Consider the following 16,367-nt stretch of genomic DNA (forward strand, 5'->3'; position numbering starts at 1 on the left):
AAACGGCCATAACCCCTCAATAGCTGCGGCTTGTTTCAGGCGTTTTTCGCCCATACATTAGGTTTGCGTTCAACGAGAGCCCGCGATGTCTGGAGCCCCTGAATCTCAGAGATACTTTCTCAGCCAACTCTCCGTGCTTATCGACGGCATGAAGGGGCTGAGTACGCAGGTCGCCCGGCAGGTCGACGCGATGGGTCGATACGACGTCGAGTTTTTCAAGCTAGGGCGTTTCATGACCAAGTTCGAGAACGACTTGATCGATCTCAGGGCTGATATGGGAGGCATGAAGCTGGAAGTTGACCGGCTGCGGACCGAGATGGGTCAGTTTCGCTCTGAGATGGAACTGAGGCTCGGCGCGATCTTGAAGCGCCTAGACGACTTGGAAGGTCGGACGCATGATATCGCCGATCTTGTCCAGGAACTGCGTTCCGACAGCCTGCGCCAGTACAACGAAGTGATCAATGCCGTGCAGGACAGTTATCAAAACCGGATGTCTGTCAACGATATCGAAGAGCGTCTCGCCGAACTCGAACGCCTTATCGGCCCGCGACTGCCGCCGGCCGCGTGAGTCTCGCACAAGCCGCTCACCGGACTGTTACCAAAATGTAATAGTCAATTCTTTTCTTTCCCTTGAAAAGCCACATTCGGAACTACAAATAAATATCACCGACGCGACATTGATCACGTCGAGGGTCTGATTGCCGGCTCGTCCCCCGCCGCATTGGACTTGGACAAAGGCCTCATCCCCTCTCCGGGCCTTTGTCCCCTATTTGAAGCCGCCATAGCCTTACCTCCAGGCTATGGCGGCTTTGTTTTTCTGCACTATCTCCAGCTGTATGAATATGAATGTCTGTCTTTCAAAGCATCGCATACGATTTGTTGCATTGCTCGTGGCTGGGTTTTGCGCCTAACTGAAAAAATGGGAACGGAACGAATGGACTCGGGAGCCTATCTCGCCAGTCAGCTGGCCAAGGGCTTTGCCCGCTCGCTGCAGCAGCGCGCGGCAAGGTTGGGTTTTTCGCCGGGTCAGTTTCCGATTCTACTGGAGCTCTGGGCCGAAGACGGGCTGACGCAGAAGCAGTTGCTCGCCCGTGTCGATATCGAGCAGGCGACCATGGCCAACACGCTGTCGCGTATGGAGCGCGATGGCCTGATCGAGCGTCGGCCGCATCCATCAGACAAGCGCGCCCAGCTGGTGTTCCTTACCGACCGCGCGAAAACGATGGAAAATGATGCGGTGCTCGCTGCCCGCGAGGCAGACCTCGCTCTGTTCGATGGCTTCAAGACATTCGAGCGCGAACTGACGCTCGAATACATCCGTCGCCTGCTGGAGAACGCCAAAAAGCTGTGAGATTTGGGTGTGGTCCCGGCGCGAGCCGCGCGCGGGATAGGGCCGGCGCCTTATTCGGCGGCGGCGAGGTAGATCTGGTTCTGCGAGGATGCGGCCAGAGCCTGCACGCGCGCTTCGGTCTTGGCGATCAGCTGATAGAACTCGTCCTGCGCCTCGACATCGAGCTGAATGACGGCGTTCACTTCATCCGGCGTATCGCAGACGCAGGCGATGGCCGATATCGGGCAGATGCCGCCAGGATAGCGCTTGCCGTTGCCGGTGTAGGCCCGGCGACCCCAGCGCTCGGAATAGACGGTCTCTTCGCGATCGATATGGAGGATCGTGCCCTTGCACGCGGTCACGATGCCGGCCTTGCCATAGGCAAACCAGTGGTAGTTCAATTTCCGCAAGATATACTTGCCGGTGATGTCTTCCCCGGCCAATTCGGCGGGATCTTCAATCATACGGATCATGACGTCTTCCTTAACGTGCACGTAATATCCGATATCTATGTTTCAGCTTCAAGACGAAAAGGTCAGCTTTTGGAGCCACTTAGTCACAAGTTGTTTCGAATTCTTACGAATTTCGCCGCTTTTTCGCCCTTTGAGCGCCATCGGCTCAGCCCCGGAACGCAACTTCCAGGTTTTGCCGGTCCTGCGCGACCACCCGGCAATGCGTCTCGAAGCCTTCGCCCTTGATCATCAGCACGAACTCCGCCGGGATTCCCGTCGAGCTCGAAACCGAGAGTGCGGCGCTGTCGGCGCCGAGCGAGCGGATGGTGCAATCGATCGTCGAGCGGCGGTCGTTGAAGAGGATCGAGCCGGCCTTCAGCACCCGTCGACGCGCGCCGCTCGGCTGATCCGAGCTGATCGATTGCCAGCAGAGGCAGCGGTTGCGGCCGCTGCGCTTGGCCTCGTACATGGCGGCATCCGCCTGGGCTAGCAGCGTGTCGATCTCCTTGCAGACGATCGACAGCGCCGAAATCCCGAAGCTCGCCGTAATCTCAAGCGAGCCGAACTCGCCGACGATCGGCTCGGCCGAGATCGCCGCCCGCAGTCTCTCGGCCACGACGAGTGCGCCGTCGCGGTCGACATTGGGCAGGATGATCGCGAATTCCTCGCCGCCCAGCCGGCCGAACAGGTCGCCGCTTCGAAGCACCGAACGGCAGATCGAAGAAACCGCCTTCAGCACCTCGTCGCCGGCAGCGTGGCCATGGGTGTCGTTCACGGTCTTGAAGTGGTCGATGTCGAGCACGATGCAGGCAAGGCTCTTCTGGCTGCGCAGCGCAGCCCCGATCAGCTGGTCGGTCTCTTCCTTGAATGCGCGGCGTGTCAGGCCCTCGGTCAGGCTGTCGGTCGCCGCCGATTGCATCAGCTCGATGCGGTCCATCGCAACGCCGGCAATCTCTTCGAGGACGGTGAGATCCTTGCGCCCGAAGGAGCGCGCCGTGCGGTCGATGGCGCAGACGGTGCCGACGGTGTGGCCGCTCTTGGTGCGCAGCGGAACGCCGGCATAAAAGCGGATATGATTTTCACCTGTTACTGCGGGGTGGGTGGCAAAGCGCGGGTCGCGGGTGGCGTCGGGCACGATCACGGCTGTGTCGAGATCCACCACGAAGCGGCAGAAGGAATCCTCGCGCGGCACTTCGCTGTTCGAGAGACCGGAGCAGGCCTTGTACCATTGGCGGTGCGCGTCGATTAGCGACACCAGGCCGATATCGACGGTGAACACTTCCTTGATCAGCCGAACGATCCGCTCGAAGCCTTCATCGCGCGGCGAATCGAGCAGGTCGAGCTGCTCCAGCGCCGCCAGGCGCTCAAGTTCCCGCTGTTTCACATCCGCGGAAGACGTACCGAATGCGCGCGCAACAACCATTGCAAACGTGCTCCCCACCTAAATCCGTGTAGGAGATGCGTCGCATATAATCATGAACAAATGAATATTATGCGTCCCCGGTTCTCATCGGTGAAGGCCCGGGGCAGGGGTGTCAAGGTTTCGGATAGGGGCTCCCATCCTTGTGAACGAACCGGCCATCGGCATTCGCGCTCATCATGTCGATGTCGGAACAGGTGGTGAGATCGGCCATGTCCCGCGAGCCGATTTCCAGATAGATCGCCACCGCATCGGACCGGTTGATCAGGTGATGGCCGTTGCCGGTGTTCTTCGCAAAGGCGGCGCAATCCCCGGCGCGAAGCGGCGTCTCCCCGTCATCCTCGACCAGCACCACCTCGCCCGAGAGCACATAGACGAACTCGTCCTCATGCGAATGCCAGTGCCGCTGGCTCGACCAGTTTCCCGGCGGCAGGTGCATGAGGTTGATGCCGAAATCGGAAAGCCCGCCGGCGTCACCCAGCCGCTGGCGGACCCGCTCGGCGCAGGCCGCCGCATGCGGCGCCGGATAAGGCGAGCCCTTGACGCGGGGCACGGTGGCGACGTCGATCTTCGGCATCAGGCTATCCTCCGCAACATGTGTTCGGCGGGTGGCTTGGCGGGCCGCCCGCTCAACCGCCCTTCGGTTTCTTCGTGGCCTTCGTCATGTTCAGCGCAATCGCCGCCCGCACGAGTGCCGTAAGGGCCGGCGCGTCGATCGTGTCTCCCTCGTGGAAGTCGATGGCGCGCCGGGCATTGCCCTCGAGGCTGGCGTTGAACAGGCGGGAGGGATCATCGAGCGATGCGCCCTTGGCGAAGGTCAGTTTCACGGCGGTCTTGTAGGTCTCGCCGGTGCAGATGATGCCGGAACGCTCCCACACAGGAACGCCGCGCCACTTCCACGTCTCGATCACCTCCGGATCGGCATCCCGGATGATGCGCCGGGCATTGGCCAGCATCGCGCCGCGCCAGTCGGTCAGCTCCGCGATCCGCTGGTCGATCAGCTGCGACGCATCGGCTTCCTCGCCCACTGCACCCTTCGTCTTCTCCGCCATTCCATCCTCCCCGTCGATAAGCTCATGCGAATACTGCGCAATCTAGGAGATTCGCGGCTAAGGGAAAGAGGGTTTCCTTTGTCTCCGCCTCCATCGTCGTGCTACCACTCCTGCGGGATTCGAGGAGGTTCACTCATGACGCAGGTGCCTGCCGCCAATTGGGCGGAAAGCTTTCACTATGGTTTCAAGGACTGCCATTATCCGTCTTCGGTCGAAGAGGTCCGCGCCATCGTCGCGCGGTCGGCGGCGGTAAAGACGCTTGGCTCGCGCCACTCGTTCAACGCCATCGTCGATGGCAGCTCTGCCATGTCGCTCGAGCGGATGCCGATCGATCCTGTCGTCGAAAGCGGCGGCCGCCAGGTCTCGGTCGCCGGCCACTGCACCTATGGCGAGCTCGCGCTCTTCCTGCAGCGCCACCAGCTCGCCATCCACAATCTCGCATCCCTCCCGCACATCTCGATCGCCGGCGCGATCGCCACCGCAACGCATGGCTCGGGTGACGGGAACGGCAATCTGGCGACGGCGGTCTCCGGCCTCGAATTCGTCGCCGGCGATGGCAGCCTGGTGAAGGTAAAGCGCGGCGACGCCGATTTCGAAGGCATGGTCGTGCATCTGGGCGCGCTCGGCGTCGTCACCCGCGTGACGCTCGATGTTCAGCCGGAATTCCAGGTCGCGCAGCACGTCTATGAGGGGCTGAGCTGGGACGCGCTCTTGTCCAATCTCGATGCCATCATGGCCGCGGCCTATAGCGTCAGCGTCTTTACCCAATGGGGAGAGAAGGCCGGCGCGGTCTGGCTGAAGGAGACGGAAAAGAGCGGCAATCATCCCGATGCCCTGCATGGCGCGGTCAATGCCGACATCAAGCGCCATCCGATCATCGGCCTCGACGCCGAAAACGCCACCGAACAGCTGGGCGCCTTCGGCCGCTGGTCGGATAGGCTGCCGCATTTCAAGATGGGCTTTACCCCGAGCAGCGGCGCCGAGATCCAGTCCGAATACCATGTGCCTCGCAAACATGGCGCCGCCGCCGTCGAGGCGCTCTTGTCGATCCGCTCGAAATTCGCGCATCTCGTCCAATCGGGCGAACTCCGCACCGTCGCCGCCGACCAGTTGTGGCTCAGCCCGCAGTTTAATCGCGATACGCTGTCAATCCACTTCACCTGGGTTCGCGACCAGGCGGCGGTCGATGCCGCCGCCGCCGAGATCGAGCAGGTGCTGGCGCCTTTCTCGCCTTTGCCGCACTGGGGCAAGGTCTTCACCCGCCAGCATATCGGCAGGAACTACGCGAAGCTCCCCGACTTCGCCCGCTTGCGCGAACGCATGGACCCGGAACGCAAGTTCTCCAATCCATGGCTGGAAGAGGTCGTCTTCGGCACGACGAACTGAGCGGGATCGTGCGGCATCTTGTCGGCGTTGGCGCTCGTCGCCGCGCCGGTATATGCTGTTGCGATCAAACGAGGGACGAAGACGTCCCTGATATCGGTATGGAGTAGAGATTGGCGGTCGCCTTCACCAAAGAAGAGAGCTTCGAGACGGCATCGGAAACCTTGATTCCCGATCGGCCGATCTCGCCGCATCCGAACCTCGTCACCGAGGCCGGGTTGAAGGCGCTGGAGCTCAATCTTAGCCAAGCGCGCGAAGCCTATGAGGCGACCTTGGGGATCGACGATATCAACGAGCGCCGCCGCCAGGGTGCCGCGCCATTGCGTGATGCCCGCTACTTCGCGGCCCGCCTCGGCACTGCCCAGCTCATGCCCGCGCCTACGTCCAGCGATGCCGTCGCCTTCGGCAGCCTCGTCACCTTCGAGCGCGAGGACGGGCGCGTGCAGACTTATCGCATCGTTGGCGAGGACGAGGCGGACCCAAAGGCCGGATCGATCTCCTACGTCTCGCCGGTGGCGCGTGTGCTGATCGGCAAGGCCGTCGGCGATGTGGTCGATGCCGGTGGCCAGGAGCTTGAGATCATCGCGATCGCTTGAGCGGGGCTTTCACCGCGATTGACAGCCGCCCGCTATCCGCCAGCCTGTCGGCCCGCTCGTTGCCCTCGGTGCCGGCATGGCCCTTGCACCATGAAACCGTGATCGTCGCTGATCGTAGGAGTGCCGCGTCGATCGCCCTCCAGAGATCGGCATCGGCGATACCACGGCTTCTGAGCCGGCTATTGGCGGTGATTTTCTTGAAGCCGTTGTTGCGCCAGATCGGTCGCCACTCGTTGCAGCCCTTCACCGCGTAGACCGAATCCGACCAGATCGTCACCACGGCCTCCGCCGCATGGACGTTGGCCCATCTCGCAGCCTCCAGAACGGCGGTCGCCTCCATCGCATTGTTGGCGGTCTTATCGGCGCCGCCGCAACCGGATGCGATCTCGACGCCATCGCGATAGACGGCGAAGCCCCAGCCGCCATAGCCGGAGCCGGGCTCGCAGCAGCCATCGGTGAAGATCTCAAGCTTGTCGTGAGCACCGATGGCGGCGCGGGCGGTGTCGGGATTATCGGTCATGTCGGCGGAACGTCCGGCAAATCGGCGGGAAGGCGCAACCTATCCGAAACGCCCGGGTCTGTCTTCCGGCCTTGTCTTCCGCCCTAGATGATGCCCGCCTACTTCGACGTCGACACCACTTGCGGATAGAGCAGCACCGTCTTCTGCTGCTTCTCATGCGCCGAGAGATAGCTTTCGCGCGCCGCCATCTTCACGCTGGGCTCGATATCTGGCTTGCCGAGCAGCAGCCCCTGCATCTGCTCGCAGCCCTCGTTGGTGACGATCTGGCGCTGCAGTTCCGTTTCCACGCCCTCCGTTACCACCTGTATCCCGAGGCTATGGCCGAGGCCGATGATGGCGCGAACGATCGAGCGGGCGGCGGCGTCGTGTTCGAGAATGCCGGTAAAGCTGCGGTCGACCTTGATCTTGTCGAAGGGCAGCGCGCGCAGGTTGGAGAGCGAGGAGAAGCCGGTGCCGAAATCGTCCATGACGATGCGAACGCCGAGACCGTGCAGCCGCATCAGCGTCGAGATCGTCGCCACCCGGTCGCGGATGAAGGCGGCCTCGGTGATTTCAAGCTCCAGCCGCTGCGGCGCAAGGCCGGTCTCGTGCAGAATGGCCGCCACCCGGTCGTAGAGATTGGGCAGCATGAATTGCACCGGCGAGACGTTGACGGCGATCGTCAGCGGCTGCGGCCAGCGCGCCGCCTCGGTGCAGGCCTGGCGCAGCACCCATTCGCCGAGCTGCACGATGATGCCGCTCTCCTCGGCGATTTTGATGAAGACGTCTGGCTCGGAGCTTCCATGCCCCGGCCGATTCCAGCGCATCAGCGCCTCGTAGCCGCTGATGCTCCCGGTGCGGCTGTCGAGGATCGGCTGGTAGTTCACGAAAAGCTGGTTGCGGGTGATCGCGTGGCGCAGCTCGTTTTCGATCTCACGCCGTGCCTTGACGGCGGCATCCATTTCCGCGTCGAAGAAGCAGGCCTTGCCGCGGCCGGCATGCTTGGCGCGGTAGAGCGCCGTATCGGCGTTGATGCAGAGAAGCTCGCCGGTATCGCCATCGGCGGGGTAGACCGCGATGCCGATACTGACGCCAACGGCGGTCGGGTCGCGGGCGACGTCCATTTCGGCGGCCACGCCGGCAAGGATCGCGTCGGCAAGGCCGCGCGCGCCATCCGGCTGCGGCTTGCCGCTCTGGATGATGGCGAATTCGTCGCCGCCAAGCCGCGCGATCGTAGCGCTGTCGTCGGCCACGCGCTGCAGGATCGAGGAGACCTTGCACAGAAGCCGGTCGCCCTCGGCATGGCCGAACAGGTCGTTGACGGCCTTGAAGCGATCGAGATCGAGATAGAAGACCGCCACCTGCGCGCGCTTTCGCTGCGCCACCTGGATTGCTTGCCTGAGACGCGTGTCGAAGAGAGAGCGGTTCGGAAGGCCGGTCAGCACGTCATGCTGGGCCAGATGCTCGATCATCTGCTCGGCGCGCTTGCGCTCGGTGAGATCGCGCACGGCCAGGATATCGCAGCTGCGGCCGCGATAGATCATCCGACGGAGCATGAGTTCGACCGGCAGTTCCGTCTCGCCGTGGGTGGTCAGAAGCGTCTCGTGGTGGATGCCGGATTGCAGCCCGCCCGGGGGCAGCAGCAGGAAATCAGGTTTCTGGCCGCGCAATTCGTTGAGCTGCCAGCCGGACATCTCCAGAAAGCGCTCGTTGGCGTCGAGGATCATTCCCTCGTAAAGCACCAGCAGCCCCTCCATCGTGGCGTTCGCCAGCCCCTTGAGGTCGGTGAGGTGGCTCGCGAGAAACACCATGCCGAGCGATGCCAGAATGAGCGCCGTCGAGACCGCCATCACGACACCCGCCAGCGCCTTCGGCTCGACGATGGCCGCCGTCATCTGCCGTCCCGGCTCGGGGATCAGCGTGATGAAGCTCATCGACACGAAATGCGCGGCGGCGATCGCCAGCACCATTGCGGTTGCGGAAAGCAGCACGCGCTTGGAGCCGGATAGCGAACGGAAGATCAGGAAGGCGACGCCGGCAAGTGCTGCGCTGATGACAAGCGCCGAGAGTGTCGCCGTCGCGTTGAAGAGAATGTTGAACTGGCCCTCCACCGCCTGCATGCCCGTCAGGTGCATGGCGGTGATCCCGAGCGCCATCAGCGCGCCGCCCTGCGCGAAGGCGAAGCGGCTGGTGCCCTCGGTGGCGACAAGCAGCGCCAGATAGGAGACGCCGATGGCAATCACAACCGAGAGTGTGGTGAGCCCCAGCCCGTAGGCGATCGAATAGCCGCCGTCATAAGCGAGCATGGATATGAAGTGGGTGGCCCAGATGCCGACGCCGATGGCGAAGGCAGACGCCATGATCCAGTTGCGCTGCTGGGCGCGATCGCATTGCTGCGCGCGGAAGAGCAGCAGCATGGCGGTGAGATTTCCGATGAAACAGACGACGACGGCGGCAATGATCAGGCGCCAGTCATGATTGTCACGAATACAGGCGATCACGGTAAACATCAGCCACCTCCAGCACCAATCTCCGGAAGTTATCAAGCGTCTTCTTAAATAACTATGAATTGCAAATTACAACTTTTCCCAGCATTCGATGTGGGTTTTCGCCCCGTCGCGCGGATGCCCATATTTCGTTTTTCACCTCGAAAGCGCGCATGCTTTGGTCTATCGTCCGGCAAAAATTCAAGAAGGAGTCGGAAATGCCTGACCTGATGCCGGTTCTCGCGCGCGCGGACCAGAATTTGCCCTCGAGCCTCGACAAGCTGTTCGAGTTGTTGCGGATCAAGTCGATCTCGACCGATCCCGCCTACAAGGATGATTGCCGCAAGGCGGCCGAGTGGCTGGTGGCCTATCTCCGCGACATCGGTTTCGACGCCTCGGTGCGCGCCACGCCCGGCCATCCCATGGTCGTCGCCCATCACGATGGCGCCAATTCTTCGGCTCCGCATGTGCTGTTCTACGGTCACTATGACGTGCAGCCGGTCGATCCGGTCGATCTCTGGGACAACGACCCCTTCGAGCCTTCCGTGCAGGAAGCAGGCGGCCGCAAGATCCTGACCGGCCGCGGCACCGCCGACGACAAGGGCCAGCTGATGACCTTCGTCGAAGCCTGCCGCGCCTATAAGGAAATCAACGGCGCGCTCCCCGTGCGCATCACGATCCTGTTTGAGGGTGAGGAAGAATCCGGCTCACCATCGCTGAAGCCATTCCTCGAGGCCAATGCCGCCGAGCTGAAGGCCGACTATGCGCTGGTCTGCGATACCAGCATGTGGGACCGCGACACGCCGGCAATCGCTGCTGCCCTGCGCGGCCTCGTCGGCGAAGAAGTGGTCGTCACCGCAGCCGACCGCGACCTGCATTCGGGCCTTTTCGGCGGTGCCGCCGCCAACCCGATCCATATCCTGACGAAGATCCTCGCCGGCCTGCACGACGACACCGGCCGCATCACGCTGGATGGCTTCTATAACGGCGTCGAGGAAACCCCTGAAAACATCAAGGCTTCGTGGGAAACGCTCGGCCTCACCACCGAGGGCTTCCTCGGCGAAGTCGGCCTGTCGGTTCCCTCGGGCGAGAAGGGCCGCTCGGTGCTCGAGCTCACCTGGGCCCGCCCGACAGCTGAAGTCAACGGCATCTGGGGTGGCTATACCGGCGAAGGCTTCAAGACCGTGATCGCCGCCAAGGCGTCGGCCAAGGTCTCCTTCCGCCTCGTCGGCACGCAGGACCCGGCCGCCATCCGCGACAGCTTCCGCGCCTATGTGCGCTCGCAACTCCCCGCCGATTGCTCGGTCGAGTTCCACCCGCATGGCGGCTCGCCGGCCATCCACCTGTCCTATGATTCGCCTGTTCTGACCAAGGCAAAGACGGCGCTCTCCGACGAATGGCCGAAGCCCGCCGTCGTCATCGGCATGGGTGGCTCGATCCCGATCGTCGGCGATTTCCAGAAGATGCTCGGCATGGAATCGCTGCTCGTCGGCTTCGGCCTCAGCGACGACCGCATCCATTCGCCGAACGAGAAGTACGAGCTGACGTCCTATCACAAGGGCATCCGCTCCTGGATCCGCATCATGGAAGCGCTGGCGGCGTAATCGGCGTCGATGAAATAAAAAAGGCGCACCGATTTTTAAAGATCGGGGCGCCAGAGGAACAAAAAGGCCGGGTTGAAACCGGCCTTTCGTCATTCGCTTCGCATCAGTGCCAGTACATCCGTGGTCAAAGTGAAAGCGAATATTGCAGTCAGACTGCCCGCGAAAGGTTAACGGAGCGTTAACGATAATCTCGCGACTGTCATGTCGATCAACCGGCGCTCCATGGTGCGGCTTGGCGATCGACGACTGCATCCGATGACCGAGATATCGTGATTGCGCAGCCGTTTTTCAAGGCCTTCGCGCTCGAACCGTTCAAGCTGCGTTCATCAGCGGATGCTATAAGTCATTGAAAGAAAAGTTGAATCACTCTCGCCAAACTTTGGCCGGGAAGCTGTTCACTGTTGTCTTGATAAGGCGATAAGCCCGAAAGTTTTCTGAAGGGGCGGCGTTTCGGCCGCTCTATCTAGGGAGTGCAAGCGTGAAGACCACATTGATGAAGATCACCGCCGTCGCAGCCTTGTTGCTGGCCCCGGTGGCAGCTCAGGCCGCCGAAGGGTTCGCGACCGCCAACGTCAACATGCGCGCCGGCCCGAGCACGCAGTATCCTGCTGTCACCGTCATTCCCGCCGGCGAATCCGTCGAAATCCACGGCTGCCTTGCCGATGTGCCCTGGTGCGATGTCGAGTTCTACAATGGCCGCGGCTGGGTCGCCGGCCGCTATGTGCAGGCGCTCTATCAGCAGCGCCGCGTCTATGTCGATCCGCAATATTATCGCCCGCTCGGCATCCCGACGGTCGTCTTCAGCGTCGGCAATTACTGGGATCGCTACTACCGCGATCGGTCCTTCTACGGTCAGCGCGACCGCTGGCGCCGCAACCCGGTCTATGACCGCCCGGCAGCCGTCCGCCCGCCGCCCGGTCCTGGCTTCGACAATCCGGGCCGTCCGCGTCCCGGCTATGATGACAATCGCCCAGGCTACGACAACAATCGCCCACGTCCCGGCTTCGACAATGGCCAGCCCAATTTCGACCGTGGCCCCGGTCGCGGTCCCGATTATGGCCGTGGCCCCGATCCGCGTCAGGACAATGGTGGCCGTCCCGGCCGCCCGCCGCAGTTTGACGATCAATCCGGTCGCGCCGGCATGCCCGGCCAACCCGGTCAACCGGGTCAGCCTGGAAGGCGTGGTGAGGGTGGCCGAGGCGGTCAGGGAGGACAGGCCGGCCAGCCAGGTCAGCCAGGCCAACCCGGACAGCCGGGCTTCGATCGCGGCCCGGATCGTCGCGATCACGACCGCCGCCGCCCACCGGTCTGCCAGCCGGGCGACCCCAACTGCGGCCAGAACCAGCAGTAATCAAGCACCTGAAATAAAGAAGAAGGGCGGCCGCAGGGTCGCCCTTTTCCGTTCTCCTGTCCGATATCGCGAAGCGCCTGCCTATGGTTGGCCTATGCCCGTGACCGGTATGGGGGAGGGCGCTTCGGTCTCTGCCTCACGCCACTCGCGTCAGCCGCTGCCGATCAAGATACCCGCGCCCAGCACCAACCCACCGCCGACGACGACCTGGAAGGCGGCGCGGAGGAATGGGGTTTCCATGAAGCGGTTCTGGATGAAGGCGATGGCCCACAGTTCGAAGATGGCGATGATCACCGCCAGCGTGGTGGCCGTCCAGAAATCGGAAATCAGGTAGGGCAGCGTGTGGCCGAGGCCGCCGAGCGCCGTCATGACGCCGCAGGAAAGGCCGCGCTTGATGGGAGAGCCACGGCCGGAGATCTTGCCGTCGTCATGGGCTGCTTCGGTGAAGCCCATCGAGATACCGGCGCCGACGGAAGCCGAGAGGCCGACGAGGAAGGTCTGCCAGGTGTCCTGCGTCGCAAAGGCCGCGGCGAAGATTGGCGCGAGCGTCGAGACGGAGCCATCCATAAGGCCGGCGAGACCGGGCTGCACGTAGGTCAGCACGAACTGCCGGCGGTTCTTCTGGTCCTCTTCCGCACGCACGTCCTCGGGCGTGTGCTTGTCGCCGAGCATGCGGGTGATGTCCTCATGCCCCTGCTCTGCCAGCGCCAGATCGCCGAGCAATTGCCGCGTCGAGGCATCGCTGACGCGGCCGGCGGCCTCGATGTAGAAGCGGTAAGCCTGGTTCTCCATGGCCTCGGCTTCCTGGCGGATCTTCTCCAACGACAGGTTGGCGCGCAGCCAGTCCGGCTTGCGCTCGTAGAAGCCCTCGACATGCTCGCGGCGGATCAGCGTGATGCGCTCGCCGAAGCGCTCACGGTAGAGCGTGATCAGCGAATTGCGGTGGGTGTTCTCGACTTCCGCCATCTCCTCGAAAACCTTGGCCGAAGCCGGATAATCATTGCGCAGGCGGTCGGCATAGGCGAAATAGATGCGCGCGTCGTCCTCCTCGGAGCCGATGGCGAGCGCCAGGATCTCCTGCTCGGACAGGCTGTCGAAAGAACGCTTGGGTGATCTGAAAATACGTTTGAGCATGCTGGCCTCTTTTAGAATAATTCTAAAATAGGCCTCGCATACGCGGCGGTCAAGCCCGCGGCGCGGCCGCTTGCGGGTGATGTGCATGTTCCGGCGAGCGGCCATGTCTAGCGAAAGCGAAAAACAGCTTCCCGCAGTAACCGCAAGCACACCCGTAAACTAGTTTTGTGTATTTTATGCACGTCCAGGTATATTTCATCTTCTTTATTTACGAAAATAGCCTAAAAATCAGCCAAAAAGCTGGTTGAAATTTGCAACTCTCGGGTTGAGATATTTAAAAACCTCGGCATAGTGTTCAGATAAATTTAATGAAATGAACGGGAACTATCAAAGTGCCAGATCCGGTGGATATTATTGTCGGCCAGAACGTCAGGACGTTGCGCGCCAAGCGACGCATCTCCCAGCTGGAACTTGGAGAGGCGCTCGGGCTGACGTTTCAGCAGATCCAGAAGTACGAGAAGGGCACCAACCGCGTTTCGGCGAGCAAGCTGCACCAGATCGCGGTTTTTCTCGGCGTCGATATCTCGGCGCTGTTCGAGGGTGCGGATACGACGTCGCGGCCGGGCCTCAGTGCCGAGGCCTACGAGCTTGCCGTGACCTACGACAAGCTGCGCTCGACCGCCGGCAAGGAAGCCGTCATGACCATCGTGACGCTGATGTCGGGTGAAGACGTCTACGCCTGAGATTTCGGCGTGACGTGACCAGCCGCGTGTAGCGGTCAGTGAAAATCGCAGTCGTGCAGAGCGACCAGCAGCTGATCCTGCGTCTGATGACCGGCATGATAGAGATCGATCGCGATATTGGCGATCGACAGGCCCTGCTGGCTCAGGAGCTTGATATTGCGCTCCGCGCACCAGGTGTACAGCGCGCCCGCGAGTACATCGACATCATCAGCATGCAAGGACAAAGCGGCTACCGTCATGGAAGTTGCTCTCGGTGTGTGAGTGTGTGTGTATTCCCCTTCGAGCATATTGAATATATTCGCGATCGCTGCAAAGCGGCTTTCATTGCTTGCGTTAACGCGAATATTGCGGCTGCCACACCCTGTCCCGGAATGAAGCGCCCGCGCGGCTGTACTCTACCTGCACGTTATTCCGACGCGACCCGGAACCCGTCCTGATGGAAGGTGCAGGCGGCGATGGCGTCGAGCATCGCCTGGAAACGCGGGTGGCCGCGCACCGCGTCGAGGTCGGAATCATTGCTGAACCAGAGGATCTGGTAGCAGGATGATTGCGGCAGCAGCGCCTCGAGTATGTCGAGCGCCTGGTCGCATTCGCCGATCAGCGCGTGGACGCAGGCGACGTTGTACTGCGCGACGATATCATCGGGGTCGAGCAGCTGGGCGCGCTTGACCCATTCGCGCGCTTCGTCGAAGCGGCCCATATGGGCGAGCGCCAGCGCGCCGCGATGGGCGGGGCCGGCGTTTTCGGGATGCAGCTCCAGCGCCCGCTCGGCGCGCTCCAGCCCGACCCTCGCCCAATGCTCGCTCTCGCGCGACAGCCCCAGCGAGCGGCAGGCGCTCGTCAGGTGGATCGGCGAGAGATAATCGTCCGGCCGGATTTCGCTGGCACGGGTGAAGAAGGTGATGGCGCCCTCGAACTTGCCCTGCATGAACAGGAAGCGGCCGTAGTGGAAGTTTGCCTCGTAGAGATCGGGCTCCAGCGCCAGCGCCTTTTCGAACTCCACCAGCGCCTCGCCGTCGCGGCCATCCTGGTGCAGCGCCAGCCCGCGCGAGGCGTGCGCCTCGGCGAGATTGGGGTCGAGCGCCAGCGCCTTGGCGGTGAGCTCGAGAATGCCCTTCAGCGTGTATTCGCCGGCATGCCAGTCGCGTAGTGTCGATTCACAATCGGCGATGCCGGCATAGGCCTGGGCGTAATTGGGGTCGAGTGCGACCGCGGTCGCAAACATGCGGCGCGCCATCAGCAGATAGTGGCGGGTCCAGGAGTGCGAGAACTGCCGGCCGCGCAGATAATAAGTGTAGGCCTCGACATTGGTGGTCGGCGCGGCGGCGATCGCTTCCTGCTCTTCCGGCAGCAGCTTGATCTTCAGCTGGTCGACGATCGCGTGGGTGATTTCATCCTGCACGGCGAAGATATCGGTGAGGTCGCGGTCGAAACGGTCGGCCCAGAGATGGGCGCCGTTGCGTGCATCGATCAGCTGGCCGGTGATGCGCACCCGCTGGCCGGCCTTGCGCACGCTGCCCTGCAGCACGAAGTGGACGCCGAGCTCGGCTGCCGCCTGCTTCACCTGCACCGACTTTCCCTTGTAGGTGAAGGCGGTGTTGCGGGCGACGACGTAGAGATTGGAGATCTTCGAGAGATCGGTGATGATGTCCTCGGTGATGCCGTCGGAGAAATATTCCTGCTCGGGATCGCCGCTCATGTTGGAGAAGGGCAGCACCGCGACCAGCGGCTTCTGCTTCTCCTTGGCCGCCGCAAGTGCCGCCGCATTGACCTTCAGCGGCAGAGCGCGCTTCGCAGAGATCGCGTAGACCTGCACCGGCTGTTCGATGTTCTTCAGCGTGAAGAGGCCGAGATCCTGGAAGGATAGGTCGAGCCGGCTGCCGACGTGATCGCGGGCCGACGCCGAGATCGCCACGCCGCCGGGCGCGCAGATCGCCTCCAGCCTCGCCGCGACATTGACGCCATCGCCGAAGATATCGTTGTCCTCGACGATGACGTCGCCGAGGTGGATGCCCATGCGGAATTCGATGCGCCGCTCTTCGGGCAGCGCCGTGTTGCGCGCCGCCATCGCCTGCTGGACGTCGTTGGCGCAGGACACCGCGTTGACGATGCTGGAGAACTCCACGAGCATGCCGTCGCCGGTGTGCTTGACCACACGGCCACGAGCATTGGCGATCCTGGGATCGATGACCTCGCCGCGGCAGAGCTTGACCGCATCCAAGGTCCCCCGCTCATCGGCACCCATCATTCGGCTGTAGCCGACAATATCCACTGCGAGAATAGCTGCGAGACGGCGTTCCAAATCAACCTCGGGACAGGCTACCAAAGGGAATGCAAGTCTAGAACCTTTTCGAGGCCCAATACAGAATGAATGTAG

At 62.4% G+C, this 16,367-nt stretch carries 16 protein-coding genes; 7 read left to right on the forward strand and 9 right to left on the reverse strand.

Annotated elements, in window-relative coordinates; translation table 11 throughout:
• The first annotated feature begins 85 nt into the window (after positions 1 to 85).
• A complete protein-coding gene (locus tag ACODTZ_RS07930; protein ID WP_489025038.1) occupies positions 86 to 568 on the forward strand; it encodes a hypothetical protein in 483 nt (160 codons plus the stop codon).
• Positions 569 to 934: 366 nt separating this feature from the next.
• Positions 935 to 1,351, forward strand: coding sequence for a MarR family winged helix-turn-helix transcriptional regulator (locus ACODTZ_RS07935; RefSeq protein WP_018899251.1), 417 nt, complete (start codon positions 935 to 937; stop codon positions 1,349 to 1,351).
• A 50-nt stretch (positions 1,352 to 1,401) separates the two neighbouring features.
• Here ACODTZ_RS07935 and ACODTZ_RS07940 read toward each other — a convergent pair whose 3' ends face one another.
• The 4 genes from ACODTZ_RS07940 to ACODTZ_RS07955 all read right to left on the reverse strand — a co-directional run bounded on the left by ACODTZ_RS07940 (position 1,402) and on the right by ACODTZ_RS07955 (position 4,254).
• Positions 1,402 to 1,803: a hypothetical protein gene (locus ACODTZ_RS07940; protein ID WP_018899252.1), complete on the reverse strand. Its 402-nt coding sequence runs from the start codon at positions 1,801 to 1,803 to the stop codon at positions 1,402 to 1,404.
• Between the two features lie 145 nt (positions 1,804 to 1,948).
• Positions 1,949 to 3,205, reverse strand: coding sequence for a GGDEF domain-containing protein (locus ACODTZ_RS07945; protein WP_489025040.1), 1,257 nt, complete (start codon positions 3,203 to 3,205; stop codon positions 1,949 to 1,951).
• A 112-nt stretch (positions 3,206 to 3,317) separates the two neighbouring features.
• A complete protein-coding gene (locus ACODTZ_RS07950) occupies positions 3,318 to 3,779 on the reverse strand; it encodes a cupin domain-containing protein (RefSeq protein WP_489025042.1) in 462 nt (153 codons plus the stop codon).
• Between the two features lie 52 nt (positions 3,780 to 3,831).
• The gene (locus ACODTZ_RS07955) at positions 3,832 to 4,254 is read right to left on the reverse strand and encodes a DUF1801 domain-containing protein (protein ID WP_489025044.1); all 423 of its coding nucleotides are present in this window, start codon (positions 4,252 to 4,254) and stop codon (positions 3,832 to 3,834) included.
• A 135-nt stretch (positions 4,255 to 4,389) separates the two neighbouring features.
• On the opposite strand from ACODTZ_RS07955, the gene ACODTZ_RS07960 reads away from it, so the two are divergent.
• Entirely contained in the window at positions 4,390 to 5,640 is a 1,251-nt protein-coding gene (locus tag ACODTZ_RS07960; protein ID WP_489025046.1) for a D-arabinono-1,4-lactone oxidase, read from the forward strand.
• 110 nt (positions 5,641 to 5,750) lie between these two features.
• On the forward strand, positions 5,751 to 6,233 hold the full coding sequence (gene greA, locus ACODTZ_RS07965) for a transcription elongation factor GreA (protein ID WP_111563154.1): 483 nt from the start codon (positions 5,751 to 5,753) through the stop codon (positions 6,231 to 6,233).
• Here the strand turns inward: greA and ACODTZ_RS07970 are convergent.
• Together ACODTZ_RS07970 and ACODTZ_RS07975 are read right to left on the reverse strand one after the other, a co-directional pair.
• Positions 6,217 to 6,753, reverse strand: a complete 537-nt coding sequence (locus tag ACODTZ_RS07970) for a ribonuclease H family protein (protein WP_489025048.1) — start codon at positions 6,751 to 6,753, stop codon at positions 6,217 to 6,219. The two genes, greA and ACODTZ_RS07970, sit on opposite strands and share 17 nt — an antisense overlap.
• Before the next feature lie 98 nt (positions 6,754 to 6,851).
• Positions 6,852 to 9,242, reverse strand: coding sequence for a bifunctional diguanylate cyclase/phosphodiesterase (locus tag ACODTZ_RS07975; RefSeq protein ID WP_489025050.1), 2,391 nt, complete (start codon positions 9,240 to 9,242; stop codon positions 6,852 to 6,854).
• A gap of 194 nt (positions 9,243 to 9,436) precedes the next feature.
• Here ACODTZ_RS07975 and ACODTZ_RS07980 point away from each other — a divergent pair, with 194 nt between their 5' ends.
• A complete protein-coding gene (locus ACODTZ_RS07980) occupies positions 9,437 to 10,822 on the forward strand; it encodes a dipeptidase (protein WP_489025052.1) in 1,386 nt (461 codons plus the stop codon).
• Positions 10,823 to 11,300: 478 nt separating this feature from the next.
• On the forward strand, positions 11,301 to 12,173 hold the full coding sequence (locus tag ACODTZ_RS07985; protein ID WP_489025053.1) for an SH3 domain-containing protein: 873 nt from the start codon (positions 11,301 to 11,303) through the stop codon (positions 12,171 to 12,173).
• 150 nt (positions 12,174 to 12,323) lie between these two features.
• On the opposite strand, the gene mbfA is transcribed toward ACODTZ_RS07985, so the two are convergent.
• Complete coding sequence (mbfA, locus tag ACODTZ_RS07990; RefSeq protein ID WP_489025055.1) at positions 12,324 to 13,307, reverse strand: iron exporter MbfA; 984 nt, start codon at positions 13,305 to 13,307, stop codon at positions 12,324 to 12,326.
• A 332-nt stretch (positions 13,308 to 13,639) separates the two neighbouring features.
• Here mbfA and ACODTZ_RS07995 point away from each other — a divergent pair, with 332 nt between their 5' ends.
• Positions 13,640 to 13,990, forward strand: a complete 351-nt coding sequence (locus ACODTZ_RS07995; protein WP_026283144.1) for a helix-turn-helix domain-containing protein — start codon at positions 13,640 to 13,642, stop codon at positions 13,988 to 13,990.
• A 35-nt stretch (positions 13,991 to 14,025) separates the two neighbouring features.
• Here ACODTZ_RS07995 and ACODTZ_RS08000 read toward each other — a convergent pair whose 3' ends face one another.
• Both ACODTZ_RS08000 and ACODTZ_RS08005 read right to left on the reverse strand, forming a co-directional pair.
• Positions 14,026 to 14,229 (reverse strand): hypothetical protein, encoded by a 204-nt coding sequence (locus ACODTZ_RS08000; RefSeq protein WP_018899268.1) that lies wholly within the window; start codon positions 14,227 to 14,229, stop codon positions 14,026 to 14,028.
• Between the two features lie 167 nt (positions 14,230 to 14,396).
• Positions 14,397 to 16,292 (reverse strand): TPR end-of-group domain-containing protein, encoded by a 1,896-nt coding sequence (locus ACODTZ_RS08005; protein ID WP_209188785.1) that lies wholly within the window; start codon positions 16,290 to 16,292, stop codon positions 14,397 to 14,399.
• Positions 16,293 to 16,367: the final 75 nt, after the last annotated feature.

The organism is Rhizobium sp. FG113 (assembly GCF_057809895.1).

Excerpts from the sequence above, each read along its gene's own strand:
- ACODTZ_RS08000 (WP_018899268.1), bottom strand. The coding sequence starts at position 14,229 with ATGACGGTAGCCGCTTTGTCCTTGCATGCTGATGATGTCGATGTACTC.
- ACODTZ_RS07960 (WP_489025046.1), top strand. The coding sequence starts at position 4,390 with ATGACGCAGGTGCCTGCCGCCAATTGGGCGGAAAGCTTTCACTATGGT.
- ACODTZ_RS07935 (WP_018899251.1), top strand. The coding sequence starts at position 935 with ATGGACTCGGGAGCCTATCTCGCCAGTCAGCTGGCCAAGGGCTTTGCC.
- ACODTZ_RS07980 (WP_489025052.1), top strand. The coding sequence starts at position 9,437 with ATGCCTGACCTGATGCCGGTTCTCGCGCGCGCGGACCAGAATTTGCCC.
- ACODTZ_RS07975 (WP_489025050.1), bottom strand. The coding sequence starts at position 9,242 with ATGTTTACCGTGATCGCCTGTATTCGTGACAATCATGACTGGCGCCTG.
- mbfA (WP_489025055.1), bottom strand. The coding sequence starts at position 13,307 with ATGCTCAAACGTATTTTCAGATCACCCAAGCGTTCTTTCGACAGCCTG.
- ACODTZ_RS07945 (WP_489025040.1), bottom strand. The coding sequence starts at position 3,205 with ATGGTTGTTGCGCGCGCATTCGGTACGTCTTCCGCGGATGTGAAACAG.
- ACODTZ_RS07930 (WP_489025038.1), top strand. The coding sequence starts at position 86 with ATGTCTGGAGCCCCTGAATCTCAGAGATACTTTCTCAGCCAACTCTCC.
- ACODTZ_RS07940 (WP_018899252.1), bottom strand. The coding sequence starts at position 1,803 with ATGATCCGTATGATTGAAGATCCCGCCGAATTGGCCGGGGAAGACATC.
- ACODTZ_RS07955 (WP_489025044.1), bottom strand. The coding sequence starts at position 4,254 with ATGGCGGAGAAGACGAAGGGTGCAGTGGGCGAGGAAGCCGATGCGTCG.
- ACODTZ_RS07950 (WP_489025042.1), bottom strand. The coding sequence starts at position 3,779 with ATGCCGAAGATCGACGTCGCCACCGTGCCCCGCGTCAAGGGCTCGCCT.
- ACODTZ_RS07970 (WP_489025048.1), bottom strand. The coding sequence starts at position 6,753 with ATGACCGATAATCCCGACACCGCCCGCGCCGCCATCGGTGCTCACGAC.